Consider the following 25777-nt stretch of genomic DNA (forward strand, 5'->3'; position numbering starts at 1 on the left):
CAGCCTTCGCTGGGGTCAGATGAACGCGGGAATCATCGAGACGATGAACCCGACTACGCCGGCCCCAGCGAAGATCGCACCGATGGTCAGGAACAGGCGACGAAGCATCGGCGGGTGAAGGCGCACGTGCTGGGGGTCCCACACGCGCACATATCCCTGGTGCCATTCGTCGCTCGCCCGCTCACGTGAGGTGAGGGCGCGCTCATGGAAGTCTCCGCCAGCGAACCAGCGCACGACGGTTGCGCCATCGTGCTCGATCACCACCATGTCGACACGCTCCCAGCGCCCCTCCACGAGGGCGACCATCCCCGCGATGATCAAGAACGGAATCCCGACCCCGAGCCCTATCCAGGACAGCACCTCGCCGACGATGGCGAAGACGTCGATCGGTGTCACTCGTTCATCGTAGAGGTAGCATGACCGGACAACCGACGAGAGGAACCGATCATGAGCGGATCAGATCAGCCCACGAGTCCAGAATCGAACGAGCCCCCGCCGGCCGATGAGACGCCCGACACTGAAGACATGCAGGAGCCGAGCACCGAGAAAGAGCCGGCCGAAGAGCCCAAGGCCCCGCCGAGGGAAGAACCCGAGCCCAGTCACGAAGCCGTGGGCATCGGCATCATCGGTCGGCCGCAGGTCGAGCCGGAAGTGGTCGAGGATGCCGAGGAAGCTGCCGACGACGCCTCGTAAGCGCTCACGCGCTCAGTGGTGCCCCTGGAGGGACTCGAATTTGAAGATCGGGTCTCGACTGGTCGTGATCAGCCCTTCCAAGCCCGGAATTACGCGGATTCCGCCTGATCAGCACTGATTGGAAATCACGCCTTCCGGACCGATTCCGTGAAGAGTGTGGGCAAAATGTGGGCACGGATCCGCGGATTCGGGTTCGATCCAGACGGGTTCGATCCAGACGGGTTCGATCCAGAAGGGNATCAGCACTGATTGGAAATCACGCCTTCCGGACCGATTCCGTGAAGAGTGTGGGCAAAATGTGGGCACGGATCCGCGGATTCGGGTTCGATCCAGACGGGTTCGATCCAGACGGGTTCGATCCAGACGGGTTCGATCCAGAAGCGCACATCGACAGCGTGTCAGCCTTCAAACAGCGATCTGTCACGGACGACGTCGGCACGGCGCTTCGCGATGTCCGCCGCGGTCCGGCTTCGCGTACACTTCACCGTTGCAGAGCGCGCGCCGCATCGACCTGGAACAGGAGACGTCGCCTCGCTCACCGAGGTTCTAACTTCGAAAGCGCAGATACCCCCACGCGGTCCGAGCAGCGCTACCACTGACACAGGGACGATGTTCACTATCCACCCTCGTTCCGACATCTAGCGGCATTGATGTCCGACGTTGGCGCAGTGCCCGGCGCGAAGCGGTTGCTAAGCGAGCCCGGAGCGAAGCGGAGGGCGAGTCTGCAAATAGCGAGCGCCGAGAATGGAGCCGGCGACGGACAGCTACGATCTCGAAGTCGGAGCGTGGCACCCTGCCGGCGCCATCGTTCACCGCACTCCAACCTGCTGCGACGAAACTGCGCCGGCGAGACTGTCAGTGCCCAACGTCGACTCCTGCTGCGGAATATTCCCGGGCGTAAGGTAACCGGCGAGGTACCGCGCTTCGAGCGCCACGGCTTCGTCTACTCGATCTTCGAGCCGTCGTCGCGTGGCACGGTCGAGCGTGGCGTGATGGCCGCGTTCGGTCGCCGCCGACACATTCCGTCCCACACCGCAACGGGAGATATATGTCTACATACGACTGTCCCGACCCTCAGCGAGAACGTACTCGGCTACTGATGTCGGTTCTCGTTGCGCTAACAGCTTCGCGAGTCGTCAGGGGTGTCGGTGGTTGAACGCGCGCTTCCGCCAGCAAGCGGGGAGCACCTGTAGGGCCAGCACCGACGGCACACACTGGGTGCCGCCAGGATAGTTCGGCATCGTCGTTCTACCTCCAGGCTGCATCAGCATCATCCGTACCGGTGCTACTCGAGTTGTAGACCAACCTTGCCGAGAGGGCCGGTAGCGAGCAACGCGAAGGCATCTTCTATGCGCTCGAACGGGAAGGTGTCAACCAAAGGTACGCGCACACTCCCGTCCACTACTATCTCCGCTATGCGGGTTAGGAGCACGGGATCGCTATCCGAGTGGATATTCTTCGTCACTGGGCCGTCCTCGGGCTGGTCACGAGCAGCACCAAGCGTTGTCACGGCGGTGCCACCGGGCCCCGCAGCTGCAGCGATCCGACGGAACGAATCCGGATCACGCGAGATGAGGTCGATAACCCCGTCCGCACCGCCTGGTCGCAACTGGAGGATGGCTTCCGTCACGTCTTCGGTAGTCCAATCGACCGTGTGTGTGGCACCGAGCTCACGAACGTGCCGTTCTTCCTCGCCGGTTCGCGCAGTTGCGATGACCTCTAGCCCGCCTAACACGGCGATCTGAATCGCGAATGCGCCGACCCCGCCGGTAGCGCCATTGATGAAGACCGTGGCGCCGGGTTGCAGCTCCAGCGCTTCGACGCATTGCAATGCCGTTACACCGGCAAGACCAAGCGCCCCCGCATCCGCAAGACTCAGCGCCTCGGGTCGAACCGTGATGAATCGCTGCGCGTCCACGACAACGTATTCGGCAAAGGTCCCATCACCGACATAGTCACGTTTGACCATGCCAAACACGTCGTCACCTGGCTGAAACCTTGTCACAGCGGCTCCGACTGCATCGATCGTGCCCGCGAAGTCCCGGCCCTGCACCGATGGAAATCGATACTCATACATCGTGCGGAACGCCCCCACCGACGTTGCCGCGTCGACCGGATTTACGGAGGATGCACGCACGCGCACTCGGACTTCATTGGGTCCGGGTTCGGGAATCGGCATGTCCGCGAAGGCGGGAGTCTCCTCGAAGCTGTTCAGTGTGTAGGCACGCATCGTGTGCGTCATGAATTTTTCCTATCCGACGGGTTATGGGGGCGGCGTATCAGATGACTCAATATGGGACCTTCAGCGCAGCGAGCGCGCGGCCACGCAACGCGTTCTGGTCAGCGACTGACTCACCGCGCGTCTGCATCTCGCCGATCTCGACGCTGGTGTTGACCACTAGTTGTGCACGTTCGAAGCGGCGAGTCATGAACCGCTGCAGAATCTCGTCGAGCTCACCGCCCGCGCTGACTTCCTCGCCGAGTACTGCCGCATCCTCGATCGCCATCCCACCGCCGGACGCCAAGTGTGCTGTCGTCGCATGTGCGGCGTCCCCGATCGCCAGCACTCGGCCCCGATGCCAGGGATCGGGCAACATCAGCCAGTTGTAGTCGTTCACGACGATCCGCGCACTGTCATCCAGGCGTTCTAGCAGCGCTGCGGTCAGCGGTGCGTTGAACTCGACAAGGTTCTCGCGCACGACCTGTCGTGCTTCCTCGGGTGTGAATCGACGCGGCTCGTCATAGTTCCGGCCGGTCGCCAGGTAGAGGCTGCCGTCTCGCAAACGGAGCATGACGATGAGGTTACTTGCCTGGTAGAAGCCCGTCGGGCCAACATCAGTGATCCCCGGCACAATCCAACGGAACATGGTTGTGCCGGTGTATTGCGGAGTGGCCACATCACCGAACACCATGCTGCGAACCGAGGAGCGCACACCGTCAGCCGCGACCAGCAGATCAAATTCGCCGCTGCGACCATCGCTGAAGGTGGCCGTCAATGAACTGTCACCGTCGTTCACTCCGGTAACGGTCGTCCCGTAGTGGATAACCGCACCGCTTTCCTCCGCTGCGTTTTGCAGCAGGCGGGCGAGTGCGGCTCTGTGGACAACGACTGCGGAAGGCAGCCCATCCTGAGGCTCCTGGGGCATCGGGGGCGTCGGGATGATTTCGCCCATGACGTCGATGTAGCGGAACACATCTTTCTGCGCTTGCGGTAACCCGACTTCGAGCAGGGTATCGAGCAAGCCCAGATCCTGCAGCGCGTGTATGGCACGATTTTGAATCGTGATCGCGGCTCCAGCCGACTCCTGCTGGAGCTCCACCACTTCACACTGCACTCCCGCGCGTCCGAGCGAAACCGCGGCGGTCAGGCCCGCGATGCCACCACCCACGATGAGCACCTTCTTTACAGACATTTTGTTCCTTTACGACAACGTTATCGACGAGGTTCAGCCGCTCAAGAATGCGGCGTGGATGACGTGCTCAGGTGACGACGTCACGCAGTGGGTGCCCGTGCACCTTTCCGAGGTATCGCTGGACCGCTTCCATCGAGAAGCCACCCGACGTGCGAAGGAACATCTTGTACATCAGGAATGGATGTGCGCCCAGATCTAGCAAGACGCCCCACTCCGAGGATCGGATGGCTTCGCGTTCCGCTGGTTCCAACTCGAATCGACCCAGATAAGTATCTGGGTCAGACAGGAACAGCGCGGTGTTTTCTGCCGAGGTGTAGATATTCCACAGGGCCGAGTTCATACCGAATTGACTCATCGTGCGCCTCCTTGCGCGATCGTGTCTTCGTCCCACTCGACGAAAATATTGACGAAGCTTGCGTGTGATGATGTGAGATCGGACCATGACGGCACCGCGCCACCAGTGACACCCCAGCCGACCAGATGGACGAGGAATCCTGGGGTGCCGTTGCCTTGTTCGTACAACTTGTCCCACGTGCAGTCGGGAAGCAGTTCGTCCACCCGGCCGTTCGTGAACAGCTCCCATGTGCGCAGATCCCACGCAGTGACGGGCTCCGTGACGAATTGGGCCATCGCTGGACCACCCACAGAGTTGGTCATGTGTCCCGTAGCGAGCACGGCGACTCGGAGGTCACTCGGATGTGCCGCAATCGCCTCACGCAGCGCGCCGCCAAGCTCGAAGTATCGCTCTCCAGGCGGGACAGGAGGTACGAGAACATTCGTCCAGAGCGGGATGACCGGAATGTCCTGTTCCGGACGCAGCGCGTTGAGTGGAATCGTGAAGCCGTGGTCGATCCCGTACTCATCCGAAGCGGCTAGATCGAACTTGCGTTCAAGCAGACTCTCCAGAAGGTAGCGACCGAAGTCATGCTGGCCAGGAGCGTCGTAGTCCTGCGCCCCGTAGACTTCGCGTTCCCACTGGAACGGCCCCTTCGTCCGGTCGGCTTTGCCGATCGCGAACGCAGGCACGTTGTTATAGAACCATTGATTGAAGTGGTCACCAGACGCCATCACGATGATGTCTGGCCGCGCCTGAGCTAGCGCCGCGCGCGTGCGCTCATATCCGTCACGAATGCGACGGAAGACGGAATGACCGTTCTCGGCATCGGCGACTGCTCTGGGGAGCGTGGGATCATGTGGCACAATCCCCACGTAGACGACTTTGGCCATTTGCTACTCCTTATACCCGGGTGCTCCAGCGCACCCTGCGAAAAGTATGACACCTATTTGTCATATAGGCAACTGGATGCCGTATTGGAGGTGGGTTGTCAATGTTCTAGTAAGGTTGTGAATCTGAGGGCGGGAGAAAAATGTCCACTACATCATCGGCTGCACCCGATCACACTGATCTGGTGCGGCTCATGCTGCGCGATCTGACCGTCACGACATCGATTCTTCATGCGCGTGCGGATGCGAAGCTCAGTCCGATAGGGCAGAACCTATCGCGCTGGCAGGCAATGAGTTGGTACGGGTCTGTCCCGTCGACCGTCCCGACTGTCGCACGTTCGATGGATCAGTCCCGGCAGTACATCCAGCGGATCACTGACGAACTCGCCAACGACGGGTACGTTGTCGCGAACCCGAATCCTGCGCACCGACGGTCTCCGCTCTTCTCGGCGACGCCGGAGGGGTTGGTCCTGATTGACGAGATGGAGGCTGCGGTCGGAAATTGGACGAAGCACCTCAGCGATGCACTGTCTGAGCATGAACTTCACTCCTTCCGCGCGACCCTCGCGCACCTGCGCGACCTTGCAGCCGCATTCGATATGCACGAGTTTCAGTCCAGCGTCGCGCGCTGAGCACTGCGCACGCGGCGGATCAAGAATGGGCCATCCCAAAAGATTCGGGGTGGCCCATTCTGGTCATGCGTCGACGTTCTCCCAATTGCCGAACACGGGTGTCTTCGCACCGATATCTTCCTGCACGCACAGGTTGCGCTGACGGCCCAGGTACGTGATCTCGCTCTCGACCACATCGCCGTCGGTGAGGAACTGGCCGTGATGCATGCCGTTCCCTGGAGGGGATCCCATCAGCAGCATGTCGCCGGGTGTGAGGTGTACGCGCTCTGAGGCATAGGTGAGCACCTGAGCTGGGTTGAAGATCATGTCGTTCGCAGGCCAGTCCTGCATGACTTCACCGTTCACGCGCAGTGTGATCGTCAGCTCGTCCGGGTTGATGAACTGTGCGGGCACGATGAATGGCCCGGCCGGCTTGAACGTCGGTTGGTGCTTGCCCACCCAGTCATACCCCCAGGGGATGTCGGTTCGGCGAAAGAGGTCTACCGTCCCGAGGTCATTGACCATGACGTATCCAGCGATCAGCTGCTCGGCCTCTTCCACCGAGACGAATCGACCAGACTTCCCGACCACGACACCGAGTTCAAGCTCCCAGTCGGGCTGCTCCCCCAACACCGGAAGCACGATGTCATCGTGCGCGCCGACGAGCGAAGAATGCAGACCAGTCCAGAAGAAGGGCGTACCTTCGCGGGATCGGACCTCCATCATCGCGTAGTTGCGCGCGAAGAAGTCCTCGTTGCTTTCGCCGTCGTGACGGTTGTGCTGGTTGAATTTATTCTTTGTCAGCATCTCCGCGACGTGCTGCTTATAGTTCGCACCCGAACAGAGGAGATTCGGATGCGAAAGCGGCTGCGCTGGACGATAATCCTGAAACAGTCCAGTCGTTGCGTCGTTGGCGGCAGCGTCTGCGAGCACATCGAAGCCGCGCTCCCAGTCGTCGAAGATCGCATGCGTATCCCGGTAGCGATCCGAGACGTCGACGACGCTCCCGTCCGGACGCACGATGGCAGGGAAGGAACGGTCACGTTCGGCCAGCGTGCTGATGCCGAAGGTCCCCTCGCGCAGGCCTGTCGCCGGATCCGCTTCTTTCACTGTTTCTTGCATGATTTCTGTCCTCTCGGTTGGCTGATACTCATGCGTGGTGGCACGCGACTTGAGCGCCGTCGATCACGCGAAGAACAGGTCGTTCGTCACGGCAGATCTGCGTCGCCAGTGGGCAGCGCTGGCTGAACGGGCATCCATGCCCTGTCGCGTCGGCCGATCCAGCAGAGCGCACACCCAACGATTCCCGTGCGGCTCTTCGCCGCGCTTGTTCACTCGGGCTGGGCACGGGAGATGCTGCAAGCAGTGTCTTGGTGAACGGATGCTGCGGCGACTTCGTCACCGAATCGGTCGGGCCGGACTCCATCACCTGCCCGCGGTAGAGCACGACGATCGACTGGGCGATGAACTGTACGACCGAAATGTCGTGGGCGATGAAGAGGTAGCTCAGCCCGCGTTCCTCGCGGAGATCGGCCAAGAGGTTGAGTACCTGCGCCTGCGTAGAAAGATCCAGCGCGCTGACGGCTTCATCACACACAACGACGGATGGATCGCAGATGAGTGCCCTGGCAATGGCGATGCGCTGGCGCTGGCCCCCTGAGAATTGCGCCGGAAAGCGATCGACCGCACTGCGCGGCAGTCCCACTCTCTCCAGCATGTCTTGCGCTCGCACCCGCGCTTCCGTGCGATCGACACCCCGCAGCCGCAGTGGTTCGATGAGCGTCGAGCCAATGTCCCGCCGAGGGTTCAACGAAGAGGTTGGATCCTGAAACACGGCCCGGAGTTCTGATCCGAGGGCCCGCCGTTCGGCTGCTGACGCGTTCGTGATCTCGCGACCTTGATACTTCACCGACCCTTGGCTTGCTGGCTGGAGGCCGAGAATCACCTTCCCGATCGTTGACTTCCCCGATCCGGACTCGCCGACCAGTCCCACCGTCTCGCCCGGAGCAACCGTGAATGAGACGCGGTCGACCGCGGGCGGTTTCTTCGTCGCGCGCCGACCACCCGGGCCGTATCGCACAACGAGATCGGTCACTTCAAGCGCCGGCGCCATCGCCTGCGTCGTTCCCGCATCCGTGGATCGCAGTTGCATACTCATGCTCTCGTCCTGTCTGCGCTCGGCGCGTCCCCGGGGGACGCTACTTCCCATTCCAGTCCCGTCGCCGCGATTTCCTCAGCACGGATGCACCGCACGGAAGCGCTTCCATCAAACGGCACGGTTAAAGTCACCGGTTCCCCGCACGCGTCGACAGCAAACTGGCACCGTGACGCAAAGCGGCATCCGGTCGGCCAATCTCGAGGCTGTGGTACCTGGCCAGGTATCGTCGCCAAACGCGTCCGCGACGCGACATCCGTGTCTGCATGTGGATCCGCCGCAAGCAACGCCTTGGTATATGGATGCGACGGAGTGTCAAGCACCTGGACGACGGAGCCGCTCTCCACGACCTGGCCGGCGTACATCACCGCGACGTCGTCACAGATGTCTGCGACGACACCGAGGTCGTGCGTGACAATGACCATCGCCATGTTCGTGTCCTCGATCAGAGCGCGCAGGAGGGAAAGGGTCTCGGCCTGCACTGTGACATCGAGCGCGGTGGTTGGCTCGTCGGCGATGAGAAGTTTCGGCCTTCCCGCCAGCGCCAACGCGATGGCGACGCGCTGCGCCATGCCTCCAGATATGTGGTGTGGGAAGGACTTCAGCACCGCGTCTGTGTCGACGATGCCGACATTCTGGAGAAGGGTTCGCGCCGTTTCCCGCGCTTCATTGCGACTTCCTCCTCGCAAGCGATGAACGGCGCCGACCAACTGGCTGCCCACCGTGAACATGGGGTCCAGTGCCCGCATCGGCTCCTGTGAGATCAGTGAGATCTCGTGCCCGCGCACTTTTTCAAGTTCGGCTTCAGGCGCGGCGGCAAGATCGCGTCCGTTCCACTCAATGGATCCGCTGGACACCGAGACACTGCCTGGCAGGAGTCCCAGTAGCGACAGGGCCGTCATGGTCTTGCCGCTGCCTGATTCTCCGACCAGGCCGAGAACGCGACCTGGATCGACGGCGAAGCTGACATCGGTCACCAGGTCCGGTCCGTCGTCGACGCTGACGCTCAGCTTCCGCACCTCGAGCCGCGGTGCGCTCTCGGAGGATGCCACCGGGGCACGGTTCACGGAATGGCTCTGCCGGTGACGGCGTGCCCCGAGGCTGATTAGCGGTACGGGGTCGTATGTGGGTCTTGCCATGGCGACTCCGACAGCGTTCGCGGCGAGCACGGTCGCGGCGAGAACAACGCCGGTCGGCACCATCATCCACGGATGGTCGTAGACATGCCCGGAGGCAGATTGGATCATGCCACCCCAGCTGGGGGCCGGCAAGGCTGGCCCGAACCCGATGAATGCGAGTCCGGCTTGGAAGAGCAATGCGATGGCGAAGAGGAGGGCAACCTGCACGGCGATCGTGGTGGACAGGCCCGGAAGGATGTGACGCATACTGATCCGCAGTTTGCTGAGGCCGTCAACGCGAGCAGCGTCAACGTAAAGCTGAGATTGGAGCGACTTTGCCTGCCCCTGCATAATCCTGAACACTCCTGCGGAGATCAAGGACCCGAAGATTGCCATGACAAGCGGAATGTTCGTCCCAATAACGCCGATGACGGTGAGTATGACGATCATCGTGGGCGTCGACATGATGACATCCACACACCGGTCGATCACCGGTGCCACACGCGGATTCGATGCCGCCCAGAGTGCCAGCCCCGTACCGACCAGCAATGCCATGAGCACCGCGATCGACGACCCCAGAAGCGTACCCGCAGCGGCAGTGAAGATCCGGCTCAGAAGATCTCGACCGAGTTCATCCGTGCCGAGCCAATGCGCGGTGCTGGGTCCGGCGAGGATTGCTGTGAAGTCTTGAGCATCCGGCGGGTACGGAACCCAGAGCGGAGCGGTGATCGAGGCGAGCACGAGGAAGACGAGCCAGATTGCCCCTGCGACGCCCGCCGGTCGGCGGATGAAACGCCCCCAAGTCGTGCGGCGTGCCGGAACGTTCGTGATCAGTGTGGTTTTCATGCTGCACGCAACTTGGGGTCGAGTACTTTGTTCGCAAGTTCCAGGAGGAGGTTGACGATGACCACGACCAGCGTGGCGACAGTGACGATACCCAGGATCATCGGTGCATCGTTCGCGTTCACCGCCCGCTGTACCGCTTGGCCGAGGCCTGGTAGCACGAAGAGCGACTCGATCACTACCGAACCTCCGAAAAGCACGATGAACTGGATGGCGACTTGCGCCACGATGGGGAGGCTGGCGAATCGAAGCGCGTGGACGAAAAGTATTCGCCAGGTCGGCGTTGCCGTCGCGCGGAGTGTCCGAATGTGCTCCTGGGTCAGGGCATCCAGCATCGATGCACGGGTCTGCCGCGCGATGAACGCACTGCTGCCGACTGCCAGCGTGAGCACCGGCAGCGTGAGCGATCGGAACCATTCACTCGGCGACGTCGCAAAGTCGACATACCCAGTTGCCGGAAACACGCGAATCTGCACGGCCAGCGCGAAGACGAGAAGGATACCGACCCAGAACGGCGGAAGCGCCGCCGCGACGCCGGTGACTCCACCGACGGCTTTATCTACGATGCCACCGCGCACCGCGGCGATCACGCCGATGACCACACCAATGATCGCGCTGAGCAGTGTCGCACCGGCCGCGAGTGCGGTGGTTACGGGCAATCTGGTCAAGAGATCTGCCGCGACTGATCGGCTATCGCTGTGAGACGTGCCGAAGTCTCCTCGGAGAGCGTCTGCGGCCCAGGTCAGGTACTGGAGCGGTAACGGGTCGTACCAACCGATCCGTTCGTTGAACGCGTGGATAGCATCCTCGGTTGCGGAAGTACCCAGCGCGACGGCGCCCGGGCTTCCGGGCATGGCGTGGACGAGCAGGAAGGCGATCATCGTCACGACGACGACCGTGGTCAGCGCCATGAGCGCCCTCACGATGATGAATCGTCCCATCAGAACTCCAGTGGTTTCGGATGCCGGATGGCCCACCCTCATGGGCCACCCGGCTCATACTGCTGATTAGTCGACTGGCTTGATCGATGCCAGGCGCGGCTGCACGTTCGCTCCAGCGAACTCGATCGGCTGCACCTTCGCGGCGTCGTAACCGTAGTTCGTCAGCGTTTCGTAGAGCGGAATGAGCCAGCCGCTCTCGAGCAGCCGTGCGTTGAGCGCGGTCAACGCCTCGGCCTCTTCCTCCGGTGTCGTCGCTGCCGCCAGTTGCGCGGTGATGTCTGACAACTCAGCATCACTCGCACCCTGGATATTGGCGTATCCGGTCAGGACGATGCCGTACATGGTGCCGACGGGGTTTGCCCAGCTGACGGGGTTGTAGCCCAGCGGCGTGGTTCGCACCGCCGCAAAAAGCTGGTCGGTCGAGCTTGCCACTGTCACAGCCATGTCAATTCCGGCTTCAGCAAAGTCCTTCTGGATTGCTTGCAGATCGGTCTGGGTTTGTGCGGACGCGATCATCTCGAAGCTGATGCCGTCGGGGTAGCCGGCCTGAGCAAGCATCTCTTTGGCCTTCACCGGGTCGTAGGCATATTTGTCATTGAACGCTTCGTCAAAACCTGCTGATGACGCCGGCAGCGCATTCCACGCGGGCAGATCACCGGGGTGAAGCGCGTCAACGAGCGCCTCTCGGTTCACCGCGTACTGAAGCGCTTCGCGCACTTCCTGCTTCGCGAACGCCTCCGCATGCTGACCAGTCTTGTCGAATGCCAGCAGGTTGATGATCGTGCCACCGATCTGTGCGACCTCACGCTCACGTTCAGACACGAAGTCGACATTTGCCGATGCGATCGGTGCAACGTCGATCTGCCCCGAGATCAAAGCGTTCGCGCGCGCCTGTGCGTCAACGATGACGTTATACGTCACCGTGTCGTACGCGAACTCAGCTGCGTCCGGGTAATCCGCCTTTTTCGACAGGACATACTTGTTGCCCTTGACAGTGCCCTGGGCATCGAGAGCATATGGCCCTGAGCCGTCCGGGGCAGCGTCAAGCGCGTCTCCGTCGGCGATACCCGCTGGCCCCACGATCATGCCCATAAGCCCGGTGAGGTTGGTCTCAAATCCGGGCTGCGGCTCAACAAACGTGAGTGCCACCTCGTCCTCACCGATCACGTCAACCGAGACCAGTTCTTGTGCACCCTCCTCTGCGATCGGCCGGTAGGAGTCGAGCTCGGGATCAGGGCGGCGGTCGAGATTTGCCTTTACGAGTTCAGCGTCGAGGGTAGAGCCGTCGGCGAAGGTAGCACTCGTGTCGAGCGTAAGGGTGAGGACAGTGTTGTCCTCGTTGTAGGTGGCGGCCGTAGCCAGACCTGGCTGCGTCGATCCATCGTCGCCCAGTTCGAACAGCGTGTCGTATAGGCTCTCGAAGAAGAGCCGCTGCTGTCCTGAGGTGCGGAGCGGGTCGTACCCCTTCACTGCCATGTCTTCGTCGATGCCCAGCGACAGCGTCGATGACGCCTGGAATGACTGGTCTTCCGGGCTAGAAGCCGCGCATCCTGCAATCGGGATGAGCAGCAGCGCCGCCGTAGCGATCGCTGTCGACCTCAGTCGGGTGGTCACTTTCATGATTTACCTCCGTGCACTTCATTGGACAAGGTGACATAATGGTTCCACTTTACAATCTAGGTGTCAAACTAGACAGTTTGGTGCTAACTAGCGCCACTCCAGCGGTGCGGTCGCTTCGCGAACGCACCGGTTGCGCTGATACCCGAGGCCCGTGATCGACGACTCGATGACATCGTCGTCTTGGAGGTACGCGTTCCAGAATCCGCCGTTTCCTGCCGGCGATCCGGTCAGCAGCAAGTCCCCGGGCATGAGGTTGACTCGAGCAGATGCCCACGAAAGCAGCTCCGGGATGGAGAAGATCATTTCTTCGGTCGACTCGTCCTGACGCACTTCACCGTTCACGGTGAGCCGTATGCGGAGTTTCGAGGTATCCGGCACGAAACGAGCGGGGATGACGAGTGGGCCGACCGGCAGGAACGTCGGCTGATTCTTCGTCAGCAGATCGATTGTGTACGGACCCGCATCTCGACGTGCGCCCAGATCGAGCGTACCCATGTCGTTTGCGATGGTGTAGCCGGCGACGAGCGACATCGACTGGTCGGTGGGCACGTGCCGGCCGGTCTTGCCGATCACGACGGCGAGTTCAAGCTCCCAGTCGTGCTTCAGTCCTTCGCTGGGGAGGATGACGTCATCAAACGCTCCAGCCTGCGCCGAGTGAAGACCGGCGAAGATAAAGGGATTCCCCGTCGCTGCTCGATTGTCGACCCAGTCCTGCGTTCGTGCGGTCCGAGCTTCGACACCTTCATCGTCCTGCTCATCGATTTCAGTATGGGTCATCATCTGCACGACGTGCGTTTTGTAGTTCGCGCCCGCCTGCAGCACGTTCGGGTGGCGAAGCGGGGGAAGCGGCCGGATGTCGGCGAACTGGCCGTCAACCCGGTCGCTCGCGGCGACGCGCACCAGCGCCTCCTCAGCGCGAACCCAATCATCAAAGATCTCATGAGTGTCCGCGTAGAGGTCAGAGACATCTACGATAGTTCCGTTCGCGCGCGCAATGCCGGGGAACACGCGGTCACCCTGCGCGAATGTCCCGATGCCGAACGTACCGGCTGCCAGCCCAATATCCCTCATGTGTGCTTCCTTGCCTCTGTGAGTCGATTGCGCCGCACTGCGGATCGCATGTTGACACCATGGTGTCAGAATACGACTCACGTGTCAAGAATGACAGTTAGTTGCTAGTGTGATCTCATTCGTCGAGTTTGGAGAATTCAGATGATGCGATCGAACCTGTTCTCGTGCGCTGGTCAGGTGGCACTTGTCACCGGTGCGGCCAGCGGCATCGGCCGAGCGTGCGCGGAGGCGCTTGGGCATGCCGGTGCGCAGGTAGTTCTGGCTGGCCTGGGGCCCATTGACGAGACCGTCCGTCAGCTCCGGCGCGACGGAATCACCGCGGTGGGCGTGAACTGCGATGTGACGGACTCCGAGCAGCTCACCGCGCTGGTCGCGATGATCGACCAGGAGTTCGGCCGCTTGGACACTGTGTTGGCCAACGCCGGAGCTGCGCTCGACGAACCCGCAGCGCCGGATGAACTGGGACGACTCGACACGATGTATGCGCTCCACGTTCGGTCAGTGACGATGCTCGCCGGCCTCGTGCTTCCGAGAGTCGCCAGCTCAGGTGGGGGGTCGTTCTTGGTCATGTCAAGCATTGCTGGGCTTCGCGGCAATCGCGTGCTCAGCGGATATGGCGTGACGAAGGCTGCGAATGCACAGATTGCCCGGAACATCGCGGTCCAATGGGGACCCCGCGGCATCCGAGCGAACGCGATCTCACCCGGTGTCATCGACACGGAGTTTGCTCGGCCAATCACCGCAGACCCAGTGGCCACAGAGATACGACTCGCGAAGACACCCCTGCGTCGCTTCGGCACTCCGCAGGAGGTCGCCGGCACCGTCGTGTGGCTAGCGTCGCCAGCAGGGGGCTTCGTCAGCGGGCAGAATATCGTCGTCGATGGGGGAACACTCGTAGCCGACTGATTCTCATGCTCGGGCGTCAGTCGATTCGCTCAGCGATCGCGTCTGCAAGATACTTCACACCACCCGCCGAGGTATAACCACCATCCACAGGAATCTCCGCCCCCGATATGTAGGCAGCAGCATCCGACATCAAAAATGCGACAAGGTGTGCAACTTCATCGGGGCGGCCCGTGCGCTCAAGCGGCGTTAACGTCAGCTGAGCGGTGCGCATACCGGCGGGGGCGTTTGCAGTCATCGGTGTTTCGATGAAACCAGGATGAACAATGTTCACCCGAATCCCGAGGGGGCCGAGTTCCATCGCGGCAACATGCGTAAGGCCGCGCAGCGCCCACTTCGACGCGGTGTAGGCGGCCGTGTAGTGCGCGGTCAGTCCGGCAGACGAACCGATGTTGACGATCGATGATCCTTCCGCCATGAGCGGTGCCAAGGTCCGTATCCCCAACATGGCCCCAGTCAAATTGATACCCAAGACTCGATTCCAGTCGTCGAGCGTTGTTCCGGAGATGGCGTGCCGCAGGGTCACGCCCGCATTATTGACGAGCCCGGACACCGCAGCGCCCTCGAGCGACGCACTCAGGTGTGCAGCAACACGCAGCCAGTTGTCTTCGGAAGCGACGTCCAGCTGGACGTACTCGATCGTCAAAGTTCCTTGGAACTCTGCCGGCGCCTCCGCCGCAATGTCACACGCAAAAACGCGGGCACCTGCCGATGCGAGAAGAAGAGATTCGTGTAGCCCTTGCCCCGATGCCGCACCCGTGACCACAATAACTTTGCCGCGCAAATCCATGGTGATCATGCATCCTCCCGTACCCGGCGCCGTAGCCTGGGGCGAGCCGGTTCGGTTGGTGGTGCAGGTACCCGCTCGCCCACGCGGTTCACGATTTCACCAACTCCCTCAATGACCATTCGTACTTCATCCCCCGGCTGCAGCGGGGGTGGCGAGAACTCCCCACGACGTCCCCAAAGCTCAGCGAGACATCCTCCGTTTCCTACTGTGCCGGAACCGAGCACGTCGCCCGCACGAACGACCGAGTTGCGGGACGCGTATGCGACGAGCTCCGGGAACGTCCACCCCATGTTGGACATCAGGTCGGCACCGATGAGCGCACCATTGACGTAGGCTTCCGCACGAATGGCGAGGAACCCCTCATCGTCAGTGAAGGGTTCGAACTCGTCTGCCGTGACGATCCAGGGTCCGAGCGTTGTGGCAAAGTCTTTCCCCTTTGCAGGCCCGAGTCGCACTTTCATTTCTCGTGCTTGCAGGTCACGCGCGGACCAATCATTCATGATTGTGTACCCAAAAATATGGTCTGCGGCACTGACCGCATCTAGATTCTCACCATCAGATCCGTCAACGCCGCCGATGACCGCAGCCAGCTCAAGTTCGAAGTCCAGACGTTCTGTCTCCGGAATGCGGACCTCCTCTCCCGTCGCTCGGATCGTATGCGGGTTGGTGAAGTAAAAGGTCGGTGCCTGGTACCACTCTGGGACAACTTCACTCTTCCCGTCGACGACCGTACTGACGCCCTCAACATGCTCCTCGAATGCGACAAAATCACGAACTGATGACGGGATCAGGGGTGGTAGCAGGCGTGCGCAAGACAGGGGCACACCGATGGCCGAATTCGTCCGTTCATGCAGCCGATGCGCCTCAACAAGTCCGCCCGCCAGCACGTCGGCGATGGTTTGGCCGTCAGGAAACGAAACAAGCAAGTCTTCGATTACGAATCCCTCGGAGACGGAGCCGTCATTTCCTGAATCGGTGATCCAGCGCGCAAGTTTCATGCGGCGGCCCCAAGTTTCAACACGTTCTCGGCGTTGTCCCCGAGGATCTTACGCTCCACTCCTGCGGGCAGCTCAAGCTCTCGTACAAATTTGACCGGGTCGTCCAAGCCCATGTCGAATGGGAAGTCACTGCCGAGCACGATACGGTCTTCACCGACCACTTCGAGGAGCTGGCGAAGCGCACGAGGGTCATGAACCACTGTGTCGAACCAGATCCGGCGAAGATATGTCGAAGGCGGATGCACGCAAGTGCGCGCTTCCGGTCGCACGGACCACGCCCGATCCGCACGGCCGATCGCCGTGGGCAGGTAGCCGCCGCCGTGCGCGACGATTAGACGCAGCTCAGGGTGGCGATCGAGGACGCCAGCGAAAATGAAATGCGATAGGGCGACAGCGTTCTCGGTCGGCTGCCCGACGCTGTTCGAGAGGTAATAGCGGTCCAGTCGCTCATCAAGGCTGCAGCCGAATGGGTGAAGGAATACGGCCGCGCCCAGGTGTGCCGCGCGCGCCCAAAACGGTTCAAGGCGCGGATCAGACAGCTCCACCTCACCCGCGAACGATGAGATCTCGACGCCCGCGAGCGAGTTCCCAACGACGGCATCGTCGAGGCACTCGACCATACGTGCCGGATGTTGGAGCGGAACGACGCCGAGGCCGGTGAGCCGCTCCGGCGCGTGGCCGACGTGCTCCGCGACGAGACGGTTGGTCTCCTTGGCGACCCACAACGCGAGTTCTTCGTCTGCCCACGGATAGAAGTGATTAGGCGACACACTTACCCATTGCCGATCCACGCCTAACTCATCCATCGCGGCCAGCCGCGTCTCCACTTGCGTAAGCCTCGGAAACCGATCCCTCACCATCGCGCCCGAGACGGCGAGGCTCTCCTCACCATTTCGCACACGCTCCAGGTCGGTCGCGGCCGCGACCTCCGCGGGCGCGCGGCGCTCGACCTCGGCATGCATGCCAGGAAGAAGAAGATGGGCGTGCACATCCACGATGGCACCAGCTGCAGTCACTTCGGAACGGGTCATGTCGGGTTTCCTTCGTGGTCAAAGTCGTCAGAGCAACGCGATCGGATTTATCGGCGAGCCGACCGCGCCTGTGATCGGTAACGGGGCGGCAGTCAACATGAAGTCCCATCGCCCGCGCACCGCGCACTCACGGGCGAGTTCATCGAGGTTCCACATCTCACCGATCGTCAAGCCCATGTTGGGGATCGCTACCTGGTGGAGAGGCTGGAATGCGGGCACGTCAAACTCGTTCGGACGAACCTCGAACCCCCAGGTATCCGTCGCGATCGCAGCAATCTCCGTGCGATGCATCCAACCGGCAGAAGTGAGGGAAAGCCCGGGTGCGGAGCCGCCAGCGTACTCGCCCCAGCCCTGCCGGCGCGTGCGTGCAAACTGCCCGGTGCGCACGAGGACGATGTCGCCACGACCCACTCGCGCGCTCTCTCCTTGCGCCGCGATCGTGCTCTCAATGTCCTCGACCGTGATGGCGTATCCGTCGGCAAGCTCACCCGTCCTCTGTTCGATGTGTCGCCCAACGTCCAGTAGTACGCCGCGCGACACGATCGCAGCAGCGGCAGCGTGCTCAATTCCCGTCACCAGGTCGCCCTCGCTAGTCACTACATCACCCGCGCGACGACCGTTCCAGGCAATGCCATGGTCGAAAATGTGTCCGAGGCCATCCCACTGAGTCGAACACTGGAGCGGCATGGCGATGACATCGTCGGCACCGCCGAGCCCGTGGGGGAACCCTTGACCACGCTCGGCATCGAGCCCGGTGTCAAGCATTGTGTGAACGGGATTCGTTCGCCGACGCCATCCGCGCTGTGGACCGTTCATGTCAAACGCCTGCGCCAGTGCGATCGATTTCCCCTCCAGGACGAGCGTTGCCGCTTCACGTCGCTTGGCATCGTCGATGAAGTTCAACGTGCCCAGAACGTCATCCGGACCCCATCGTCCCCAGTTTCTGTGCGCCTCGGCGCGCGCGCGGATCTCTTTCTCGGGGTCAGTTCGATCGAGATCGTCTGGTCGTTCACTGGGGTTCAAGGCATCGATTTCTTCTCGGCGACACATTCATGCCCCATTTGACCGCATTGTCATTTAGTTGTCAACCTTTGGCAGGCGAACACACGATCTCTTTGAATATCTAGCTCGAAATCGACCTGCCGCGCGTTTTGTGATTGACATCCGGTTGCCAACATGAAGCGTTGGCGGAGATCGATGATCGAGATCGAGTCCATTGCGACGGAGGTCGCGCTGCTCGTAGACCACGCAGTGACGGTTCAGGTCGCCGACGGCGAGCATCGACGACCTGTGCTCTGCGGTGCCGCGCACGGCGCATCGCACAGGTGGCACTGAATGGTGGCGAGTCGACGTAGAGCTCGCAACTCGATAGCGGTTTGCCAGCGAGCGGCGGGCAGCTCAACACTCGGTGGCAACCTAACGCAAACTCGGCACTGCGTGACTAACTAGGCCCGGAGCGTAGCAGGCGACTCACGCCATCGCTCATTGGATTCCTACCTGACGGGTCGCTACCGTTTCAGTGAGAATGTTCCTGTCCTGTGCTGGCTCGCGGTGCGGAGAGCGGCCAGCGTTAAGGTAACCGGCTAGGTACTGCGCTTCGAGTGCCACGACCTTGTCTATCTGCTCCTCGAGCCGTCGTCGCGTGGCACTTTCGAGCGTGGCACGTCTGCCGCGAGCGGCAACGAAGTCTCGGCCATGGCTTCGCGCGGCGTTGTCGGCAGCATCAGCATCGGCCGCCAAAAGCGCAGCTCGAGCCGCGCGAAGCCATTCTGTGAGGACCGGCAGATCCAACTCTTTCAATACATGCGGCACAGACGGCGACTGCGTCGGTATCTCGTCACGCGCGGACCGATGCAGATCCTCTTGTGCTGCCTTGACGGCATCTGCCAGATCCGGCTCCGGCAGGCCGCGCATCATCCCGTCTGCGATTTCATTGCGTGCAGCTTCGTCCGAGTGTGCAATAACTATCGCTTCGTTGTGATATCTCCCCCGGGTCAGACCGACGTATAGTCCCGATGCGTCGACACCCGGGCCGACGATGGATGTGTCGGTCGTTTCCCCCTGGATGCCATGGACCGTCGTGGCATAGGCCAGTTGTAGGTGGTCGGCAGCGTATTCGCGAGTTACCGTCCGAGTATCTGCCGCGTCGTCGATACGCTGCAGTTCCACGGCGGCCGGGCCAATCCGCGCGACAACCCAAATCGCACGATTCTCAACCCCCGTATTGCGGTCATTTCGGCGGGTCTGTACGACGTCGCCCTCCAGAACTCGTTGCTCGTCGCGGCCGATCGCGATTCGCCGTGTGTTGAGCTGTTGGCGCGAGACTCGCTCTTGTTGAATAGCGTCGTTGATCAACGAGGCTTCTTCGTTTGTTGCGGTGACGATGGCGACCGATTGGCCGCGGTCGCGATGATCAAAGTATCCCTGGACAAGCGCGGCACGCGCCGCGTCAAGATCGTCAGCACGGAGCACATGCTCACGTTCTTGAAGTTCTGTTGCGGCATCCAACGCTTCATTTCGGGTGCGTGGCGAGCGAAGGCGGAGTGTGAGTGCAGCGTAATCAGGATCCTCGAAGCGATGCACGCCCGCTAATTCAACGGCTTGACCTGCACGACGCGCGGCCAACGCCATCGCACCAGCGTGTCCGACGGGGCTCGCCTGGTTGGGGTCGCCGACCATGACGATGCCGGCGCCTGTTTCGATCGCGAGTTGTGTCAATGCGTCGGCGGTGTTGAGGTCCAGCATCCCGGCCTCGTCTACGGCGATGCGGGCCGTCGCATCGACCGGATAGCGTCTTGGGCCACGGTATACACGGTCGTTCGATGGGTCGCGTTGCCCTGGGCGCAGCCTCCACCAGAGGTCTGCGCCGGCATCGTCCTTGCCCCACCGCCAGCCATGATCGGCAAGAAGAGCATGGATGCTGGTCCCTGCCGCGCCGACTTCACGACTCGCAACCGCAGCGGCTTTCCGCGTTGGCGCGACGATGAGCAATCGCCGTCTGTTCGCCTCAAGTACCGTCTTCGCGACACGCAGCATTGTCGTCTTTCCGGTGCCGGCCGGGCCCGTTACGGTGACAAGCCGGTCGGATCCGGCAATGGCATTGGCAGCGATGCGCTGGGAAGGATCGAGCTCGCCGTTGTCCGGGACCGCGTGACGTACTGCGTCGATTGGGACCTTGGATGGTCGTGTCCCGGATGCGTTGCTCAACCGCATGAGCCGCATGCCGAGTTCAGACTTCAGCTGTGCGAACGTGCGCGTGACCAGCGACTTCACGTGTTGGGGCTTGCCGGCCGCTTCGGGGATCAGGTCTCGTGTGTGCGCAAGGGCCCGGGCCGTCACGTCATCGACGAGGTATTGCAGGTCCTGACGGGCTCCGATGGTCCCGCACATTGCGACGGCGCGCACCGCTCCGGCTCTGATGTCGAGCACGCTGAAGCGTCCGTTGCTCGCCCGCGATCGATTATCCGCATCGGCCACCGCGCGACGTGCGAGCAGGTCGTAGTCCAGCACGTCGCGGTCGCGTGCCCGGGCGTTTGTCGGCGCCCGGATGGCCATCACGTTGGCGTCGAGTCGCAGTAGTTCCTCCTTCGTGAGTGTGCTCCATTCGTCTTCGTTCACGTCCGTCGGCTTTCCGGGACGGTTGATGGCCCACCCCTGCCGGTCAATGGCCTGCACAACGTCAGGACTTGGTGAGTCCCCATGGTGGGCAGACCTCCACGTCTCAAGAAGCATTGCCCGGTTCGCTTCAATCTGGTTCGAGCGACGAGACACGGCTCGAACCAGATGTGCGAGCTGTTCAATCTCGCCGTTTGCGTTGAGGGAGAATCCGTGCGCCGCAAGGGTAGCGATCCACTCCGGGTCCGCGCGCGCGGCCAACTCCCCCTCGGCATTGATCAAGTTCTGGACGCGCATCGCGACGCGTGAGTCAACGTTGGACCACTTTCCGTCGGCTCCGCGAACACGCACGTTCAACCACAGGTGTCGGTGAATGTGCGGATCCAAAGCCCGCGATCGACGGTGCTGAAGCTCGACGACCTCCAGCCGCTGGAGGCGCTCACGGTTACGGCCGCCGGCCCCGCGCCGGGCGTTCAACTCGTGTTCCCACGTCATGATGATGTGATTGCGCAGGCGATCCTGCAGCGCCTCGTATGCATGCTCGATTTCGGAGTGCAGAAGCGCGGCGATGCTGAACGTTTTCGGGGCGTTGATGGTGCAATCGAGAATCAGATCGGATACTGGTGATGCGAGTTCACGCCCGCGCAGTGCCCCGGTCTCTGGATCACGTCCGTCGACCCATTTATTGAGCTGCTGCGCATCCAATTCGTCGCGCATGATCGTTCCGCGCTCGGCAACGAACCGCGCGACTGTAGAGGTATCGACCCTGCTGTACGCGCCGAGCGCGTCAATGCCGCTGGCACGCAGGTGGGAATCACAGCTTCCGCGGAACGCGTAGGCCATCGCCTGTCGAACTCCTTGTGAGCCCGCACCCCGTTTCCAGCGTTCGAGTCCTCCTCGCACGGCATCAGCGTACGCGCAATTTGCCTATCATGCTAGAGCATTCACAGAAAGTGCCTGCGTGCATTCCCATTCTGTTCATCACTCTGCCATCGCCTCTTCCAGGAGAACTCGCGTCAGGCCTGCTCGATGAGGGCGAGCCAGGCGTTGAGCTGGTTGACGACGTCGGTGAGGTCGATGGTCAGGCCTGCGGACTCGGCTGCGCTGGTGAAACTCGATTCCCAGTGCGGGTGTGCGGTGCTTCTGGCCGGCCAATCGCGCTGCCTTCCGCCCGCCACAGCGGCTTCGGCGGCGCGGGTCGTGAATACGTCCTCTATGGCGGCACGCACCTCACCTCGTGTCGGGTGCTGCGTTGCTTCGATGAGGTCGCGCAGTAGCAGGAGATCGATGACATCGCGGGCACGGTCGTTGACGAAAGCGGGCGGTTCGTGCGGGTCGGTGCAGGCATGGACCTTCTGCGCGATCTGGTATGCCATCGAAAGGCTCGTGAGGTGATCCGGGCTGGGCAGCCCGAACCCTGCCAGTGATGGTGCCGGGATGTTCTCCGGGAAACTTCCCGCGAGCCCCTCGTTTGGTGAGATCTCAATCTGCACTTTTCGCCACGTGACACCGTTCAGCGCGACGGCGATGTCGAAGCGGCGGGGCTTGACGATCCGATTCGGTACCTCGATGGTCTCAACCTCGCCGCGCACGAGCGTGAGGGGCCCCCATTGCTCCGCGAGTACCTTGTCGACCCCCGTGAGGAACTGGTCGAGGTCTCCACGCACGAGCCCGTCGATGTCCTTCGTGGTGCGAGACATGCCCGGCAGCCGGTACTGGAGCATCGTCCCACCCTTCAGCAGGAACAACGGGGAGCCATGCTCATCCACCGCTCGTTGCAGGGCTGCAGTTACGACGGTTGCCGCGACGAGCCACCCGAGCCGCGGGCCGGCGGTTCCGAGATGGTCTTGGGCTTGCGTGATCCAGGCATTGAGAATCCGCGCGGACGCAGGCGTCTTACCCTTCGGCGCGAGGGTGTTTAGCGAATCTGCGAGGTTCGCGGGGTCACGCTCGGCCATCACGAGACTCCAGTTCGACAGTCAGCTTCTCTCGGTCGGACGCCGGGAGGATGCTGGTGCGTCCTGCCCGGTCGAGCGCCTGCCGGATCAGATAGGTAGGCACGCCCGAGGCAATGCCTTGTGAGATCGCCGTCTGCACGGTGACGATGCGGATGCCCTGCCACCATGTCACCTGCTGCGGCGACAAATCTTCGTAATGAACCACGAAACGCTCTCCGCCCGCACGACGCAGACGCCGATGACGCGCAACAGAAACATGGATGCGGTCGGGATTAATGTCGGTGATGTCCCACGCATCCAGAGCTGTGTCGTGGCTCAGGCACGCTTCCGGCACGCCCGTCCACAGGACGGCGAGCTGGTACTGATCCTGCTCGGTCTCTGGCACCTGTGGGACCCGGTAGACGCCGTGCGCGGACCGCTCGATCCTGCCACGGGTGACCATCGTGGACAGCTCCGCGTACGAGACACCCTCCTCAATAGCCTGCGCGGTCGTGATGAAGCCATGCTGATCCAGCGCAACCTCGCGCAATCGCTCCAACTTCGTCACAACAGCCATGTCAATACCTTAGCAAAAAGTAAAGGTATTGACACCACTCGGAACACTCTAGGGTGCCGAGCTGAGACGTTGCAACATCCCGTCAGCGTTCATCCCCATCGCCCAACCGCGCCGACGCCTCAATCCAATCCTCCAGCTCGTCGAGCGCGTAGAGGATGAGTCGACCGATCTTCCGATACCGCGGTCCGCGCCGCTCGTATCTCCATTCGGCGAGCTTCTTCACGGTCAGCCCGGGGATGAGATCGGCGACTTCCTGCGGGCTGATGTATGTGTGATCCAGGCTCGGCGAGCTCGGACTGGTCAGTGTGGACATGACTTTCCCTCTCTTGCGTATCTGAAATCAGGATTGACACAAGTACACCCCTTAGACGTACACTCAGTCAAGGGGTTTCTGTGAATCTCTGGCGCGGTAAGGCAAACTAAGGGGGTGAAGGTTGACGTGAAGACTCTCGATGGCAAATCGATGACGTGGCGCTCTGCCACCCAGCCCGTGGGAACCGCGCTGCGCATTGCCCCTGCCCTGATCGCATCCACCACCGACGACGACACCGGCGTGGAAACCACAATCGAGGCGCAGTACCGGGAAGCCGAAGGGCGCTACGTCGTCACCGCGATCACCAATCGCGCGACTCGTAAGGACTTCGACCAGCAGGCTCTCCGCCGTACGGCATCCGTTGCGATCCTGCAAGCGGCAGTCCCACAGTGCATCGCCGTGCATTTCAATGACGAGGACATCGATGCGAACTGGGCCAGAATCTCCGACCTCACCTCCGGCGAGGGCCGCATCATCCCGCCCTGGATGGCGAAAGCCGCGATCAAGCGCGGCGCCAAAGATGACCGCATGCACGTTGTCGAGATCATCTACGGTGCATCCGCCCTGGCCGGCATCCCTCCCGTCCGCGCGGTGCAGACAGAACTCGGAGTCCCGCACCGCACCGCTTCCGATTGGATCAAGAGCGCGCGCGCTGCCGGTCGACTCGAGGGCATGACGTACAACGTCGGCCGCCAGGCAGATGGGTAGCATCACCCCATACGACACGGCCAATGGCCGGCGCTACCGCGTGCGCTACAGGAAACCGGATCACACGCAGACAGACAAGCGCGGTTTCACAACGAAACGTGAGGCCGAGCGCTTCCTCGCTTCAGTGACGATCGCGAAGGCCACCGGTGATTACATTGATCCCTCGCTATCGCGGGTCACCGTCGGCGCACTGGCAGCAACGTGGCTGGCGTCAAAGCGCCCTCCGGTCCTGAAGCCTTCTTCGTACCTCCCGCTGAAGACGGCATGGCACGTGCATGTCGAACCTCGTTGGGGGCAGCGAGAGTTGCGTTCGATCTTGCCCTCGGAAGTGCAAGCGTGGGTGACCGAGATGGCGACGACACGTTCGCCATCGGTCGTTATCCGCGCACTCGGCGTTCTAGCCGGGGTCTTGGACATGGCGATCGATGACCGGCGGATCTCCCGAAACCCGGCACGCGGACTCCGCAACCTTCCCCGGCGCTCCGGCCGCAAGCGTCGGGTCTATCTGACCCACAAACAATTGCTGATTCTCGCGCGGGTCTCCGCCCACCCCACGCTCGTGATGGTCCTCGGGTATTGCGGGCTGAGATGGGGCGAGGCCACCGCGCTGCGCGTGCGACACGTCAACCGCGTGAGACGACGTTTCAACGTCGAAGAGAACGCGGTGCTGGTCCGCTGGCAGATTCATGTCGGCACTCCGAAGACGCACGAACGCCGATCGGTGCCGTACATGGCCGCGCTTACGCCGCTCGTCGATGCCGTGTGTGAAGACAAAGAACCCGACGATCTACTCTTCGGCAATGGCAAGACGCACATGAAGCGCGAGAATGATGACAAGTCGTGGTTCGCGGTTGCCGTCAGACGAGCCCAGAAAATCGATCCGACAATCCCACGGCTCACACCTCATGATCTTCGTCACACCGCAGCATCTCTTGCAATCAGCGCGGGCGCGAATGTGAAGGCCGTCCAGAAAATGCTCGGTCACGCATCAGCAGCGATGACCTTGGACACCTATTCAGATCTCTTCGAGGACGATCTTGACGCGGTCGCGGCACAGATGGAAACAGCTGCTGCTACCGGCCCACACAGCGTCATCGACGTCAGCGCTCTGCTCGACGCCGAGCATCGTTTCGGCCGATTCTGACGCGGTTTTTCCGGACCCAATCCCACCGAAGTGTGGGCAAAGTGTGGGCAAACGGCCCATTTTCGGCGTTTT

At 61.8% G+C, this 25777-nt stretch carries 26 protein-coding genes; 6 read left to right on the forward strand and 20 right to left on the reverse strand.

Annotation, left to right across the window (positions count from 1 at the left end; translation table 11 throughout):
- Nucleotides 1–15: 15 nt before the first annotated feature.
- Nucleotides 16–396 carry a hypothetical protein gene (locus tag ACTU6U_RS10630; protein ID WP_443469086.1) on the reverse strand — a complete coding sequence of 127 codons (381 nt, stop codon included), beginning with the start codon at nt 394–396 and terminating at the stop codon, nt 16–18.
- A gap of 51 nt (nt 397–447) precedes the next feature.
- Here ACTU6U_RS10630 and ACTU6U_RS10635 point away from each other — a divergent pair, with 51 nt between their 5' ends.
- Nucleotides 448–693, forward strand: coding sequence for a hypothetical protein (locus tag ACTU6U_RS10635; protein ID WP_443469087.1), 246 nt, complete (start codon nt 448–450; stop codon nt 691–693).
- Between the two features lie 809 nt (nt 694–1502).
- On the opposite strand, the gene ACTU6U_RS10640 is transcribed toward ACTU6U_RS10635, so the two are convergent.
- The 5 genes from ACTU6U_RS10640 to ACTU6U_RS10660 form a co-directional block, all read right to left on the reverse strand.
- Nucleotides 1503–1724 (reverse strand): hypothetical protein, encoded by a 222-nt coding sequence (locus ACTU6U_RS10640; RefSeq protein WP_443469088.1) that lies wholly within the window; start codon nt 1722–1724, stop codon nt 1503–1505.
- 254 nt (nt 1725–1978) lie between these two features.
- Nucleotides 1979–2935 carry an NADP-dependent oxidoreductase gene (locus ACTU6U_RS10645; protein WP_443469089.1) on the reverse strand — a complete coding sequence of 319 codons (957 nt, stop codon included), beginning with the start codon at nt 2933–2935 and terminating at the stop codon, nt 1979–1981.
- Nucleotides 2936–2981: 46 nt separating this feature from the next.
- On the reverse strand, nt 2982–4082 hold the full coding sequence (locus ACTU6U_RS10650) for an FAD-dependent oxidoreductase (RefSeq protein WP_443469090.1): 1101 nt from the start codon (nt 4080–4082) through the stop codon (nt 2982–2984).
- A 91-nt stretch (nt 4083–4173) separates the two neighbouring features.
- Entirely contained in the window at nt 4174–4461 is a 288-nt protein-coding gene (locus ACTU6U_RS10655) for a hypothetical protein (RefSeq protein WP_443469091.1), read from the reverse strand.
- Complete coding sequence (locus tag ACTU6U_RS10660) at nt 4458–5333, reverse strand: DODA-type extradiol aromatic ring-opening family dioxygenase (protein ID WP_443469092.1); 876 nt, start codon at nt 5331–5333, stop codon at nt 4458–4460. Before ACTU6U_RS10660 ends, ACTU6U_RS10655 begins: the two co-directional genes overlap by 4 nt.
- Before the next feature lie 140 nt (nt 5334–5473).
- Between ACTU6U_RS10660 and ACTU6U_RS10665 the strand changes: the two genes are divergently transcribed.
- Nucleotides 5474–5962, forward strand: a complete 489-nt coding sequence (locus ACTU6U_RS10665) for a MarR family winged helix-turn-helix transcriptional regulator (protein WP_443469093.1) — start codon at nt 5474–5476, stop codon at nt 5960–5962.
- Between the two features lie 63 nt (nt 5963–6025).
- Here ACTU6U_RS10665 and ACTU6U_RS10670 read toward each other — a convergent pair whose 3' ends face one another.
- The 6 genes from ACTU6U_RS10670 to ACTU6U_RS10695 form a co-directional block, all read right to left on the reverse strand.
- On the reverse strand, nt 6026–7063 hold the full coding sequence (locus ACTU6U_RS10670) for a fumarylacetoacetate hydrolase family protein (RefSeq protein ID WP_443469094.1): 1038 nt from the start codon (nt 7061–7063) through the stop codon (nt 6026–6028).
- Between the two features lie 28 nt (nt 7064–7091).
- A complete protein-coding gene (locus ACTU6U_RS10675; RefSeq protein ID WP_443469095.1) occupies nt 7092–8099 on the reverse strand; it encodes an oligopeptide/dipeptide ABC transporter ATP-binding protein in 1008 nt (335 codons plus the stop codon).
- A complete protein-coding gene (locus ACTU6U_RS10680; protein WP_443469096.1) occupies nt 8096–10060 on the reverse strand; it encodes a dipeptide/oligopeptide/nickel ABC transporter permease/ATP-binding protein in 1965 nt (654 codons plus the stop codon). The genes ACTU6U_RS10675 and ACTU6U_RS10680 overlap by 4 nt, the downstream gene beginning before the upstream one ends.
- Nucleotides 10057–10998 (reverse strand): ABC transporter permease, encoded by a 942-nt coding sequence (locus ACTU6U_RS10685; protein ID WP_443469097.1) that lies wholly within the window; start codon nt 10996–10998, stop codon nt 10057–10059. Before ACTU6U_RS10685 ends, ACTU6U_RS10680 begins: the two co-directional genes overlap by 4 nt.
- A 66-nt stretch (nt 10999–11064) precedes the next feature.
- A complete protein-coding gene (locus ACTU6U_RS10690) occupies nt 11065–12618 on the reverse strand; it encodes an ABC transporter substrate-binding protein (RefSeq protein WP_443469098.1) in 1554 nt (517 codons plus the stop codon).
- Between the two features lie 87 nt (nt 12619–12705).
- Nucleotides 12706–13689 carry a fumarylacetoacetate hydrolase family protein gene (locus ACTU6U_RS10695; protein WP_443469099.1) on the reverse strand — a complete coding sequence of 328 codons (984 nt, stop codon included), beginning with the start codon at nt 13687–13689 and terminating at the stop codon, nt 12706–12708.
- A 141-nt stretch (nt 13690–13830) separates the two neighbouring features.
- On the opposite strand from ACTU6U_RS10695, the gene ACTU6U_RS10700 reads away from it, so the two are divergent.
- Nucleotides 13831–14595 carry an SDR family NAD(P)-dependent oxidoreductase gene (locus tag ACTU6U_RS10700; protein ID WP_443469100.1) on the forward strand — a complete coding sequence of 255 codons (765 nt, stop codon included), beginning with the start codon at nt 13831–13833 and terminating at the stop codon, nt 14593–14595.
- Between the two features lie 16 nt (nt 14596–14611).
- Here the strand turns inward: ACTU6U_RS10700 and ACTU6U_RS10705 are convergent, their stop codons facing one another.
- Genes ACTU6U_RS10705 through ACTU6U_RS10720 form a run of 4 tightly spaced genes read right to left on the reverse strand, consistent with a single transcriptional unit; the run spans nt 14612 to nt 18461 of the window.
- On the reverse strand, nt 14612–15391 hold the full coding sequence (locus ACTU6U_RS10705; RefSeq protein ID WP_443469101.1) for an SDR family NAD(P)-dependent oxidoreductase: 780 nt from the start codon (nt 15389–15391) through the stop codon (nt 14612–14614).
- Nucleotides 15388–16380, reverse strand: coding sequence for a fumarylacetoacetate hydrolase family protein (locus ACTU6U_RS10710; protein WP_443469102.1), 993 nt, complete (start codon nt 16378–16380; stop codon nt 15388–15390). Before ACTU6U_RS10710 ends, ACTU6U_RS10705 begins: the two co-directional genes overlap by 4 nt.
- Entirely contained in the window at nt 16377–17411 is a 1035-nt protein-coding gene (locus tag ACTU6U_RS10715; RefSeq protein WP_443469103.1) for an amidohydrolase family protein, read from the reverse strand. The genes ACTU6U_RS10710 and ACTU6U_RS10715 overlap by 4 nt, the downstream gene beginning before the upstream one ends.
- A 27-nt stretch (nt 17412–17438) precedes the next feature.
- A complete protein-coding gene (locus tag ACTU6U_RS10720) occupies nt 17439–18461 on the reverse strand; it encodes a cyclase family protein (protein ID WP_443469104.1) in 1023 nt (340 codons plus the stop codon).
- A 147-nt stretch (nt 18462–18608) separates the two neighbouring features.
- Here ACTU6U_RS10720 and ACTU6U_RS10725 point away from each other — a divergent pair, with 147 nt between their 5' ends.
- Complete coding sequence (locus ACTU6U_RS10725; RefSeq protein ID WP_443469105.1) at nt 18609–18746, forward strand: hypothetical protein; 138 nt, start codon at nt 18609–18611, stop codon at nt 18744–18746.
- A gap of 147 nt (nt 18747–18893) precedes the next feature.
- On the opposite strand, the gene ACTU6U_RS10730 is transcribed toward ACTU6U_RS10725, so the two are convergent.
- The 4 genes from ACTU6U_RS10730 to ACTU6U_RS10745 all read right to left on the reverse strand — a co-directional run bounded on the left by ACTU6U_RS10730 (nt 18894) and on the right by ACTU6U_RS10745 (nt 23853).
- Entirely contained in the window at nt 18894–21869 is a 2976-nt protein-coding gene (locus ACTU6U_RS10730) for an AAA family ATPase (protein WP_443469106.1), read from the reverse strand.
- A 173-nt stretch (nt 21870–22042) separates the two neighbouring features.
- On the reverse strand, nt 22043–22984 hold the full coding sequence (locus ACTU6U_RS10735; protein ID WP_443469107.1) for a nucleotidyl transferase AbiEii/AbiGii toxin family protein: 942 nt from the start codon (nt 22982–22984) through the stop codon (nt 22043–22045).
- Nucleotides 22971–23540, reverse strand: coding sequence for a type IV toxin-antitoxin system AbiEi family antitoxin domain-containing protein (locus tag ACTU6U_RS10740; RefSeq protein ID WP_443469108.1), 570 nt, complete (start codon nt 23538–23540; stop codon nt 22971–22973). Before ACTU6U_RS10740 ends, ACTU6U_RS10735 begins: the two co-directional genes overlap by 14 nt.
- Before the next feature lie 82 nt (nt 23541–23622).
- Complete coding sequence (locus tag ACTU6U_RS10745) at nt 23623–23853, reverse strand: helix-turn-helix transcriptional regulator (RefSeq protein ID WP_439280747.1); 231 nt, start codon at nt 23851–23853, stop codon at nt 23623–23625.
- Between the two features lie 114 nt (nt 23854–23967).
- Between ACTU6U_RS10745 and ACTU6U_RS10750 the strand changes: the two genes are divergently transcribed.
- Both ACTU6U_RS10750 and ACTU6U_RS10755 read left to right on the forward strand, forming a co-directional pair.
- Nucleotides 23968–24561 carry a hypothetical protein gene (locus ACTU6U_RS10750; protein ID WP_443469109.1) on the forward strand — a complete coding sequence of 198 codons (594 nt, stop codon included), beginning with the start codon at nt 23968–23970 and terminating at the stop codon, nt 24559–24561.
- Nucleotides 24554–25705 carry a site-specific integrase gene (locus ACTU6U_RS10755; RefSeq protein ID WP_443469110.1) on the forward strand — a complete coding sequence of 384 codons (1152 nt, stop codon included), beginning with the start codon at nt 24554–24556 and terminating at the stop codon, nt 25703–25705. The genes ACTU6U_RS10750 and ACTU6U_RS10755 overlap by 8 nt, the downstream gene beginning before the upstream one ends.
- Nucleotides 25706–25777: the final 72 nt, after the last annotated feature.

It is taken from the genome of Microbacterium zouquanmingi (assembly GCF_052266695.1).
In the GTDB taxonomy this organism is placed as follows: Bacteria; Actinomycetota; Actinomycetes; order Actinomycetales; family Microbacteriaceae; genus Microbacterium.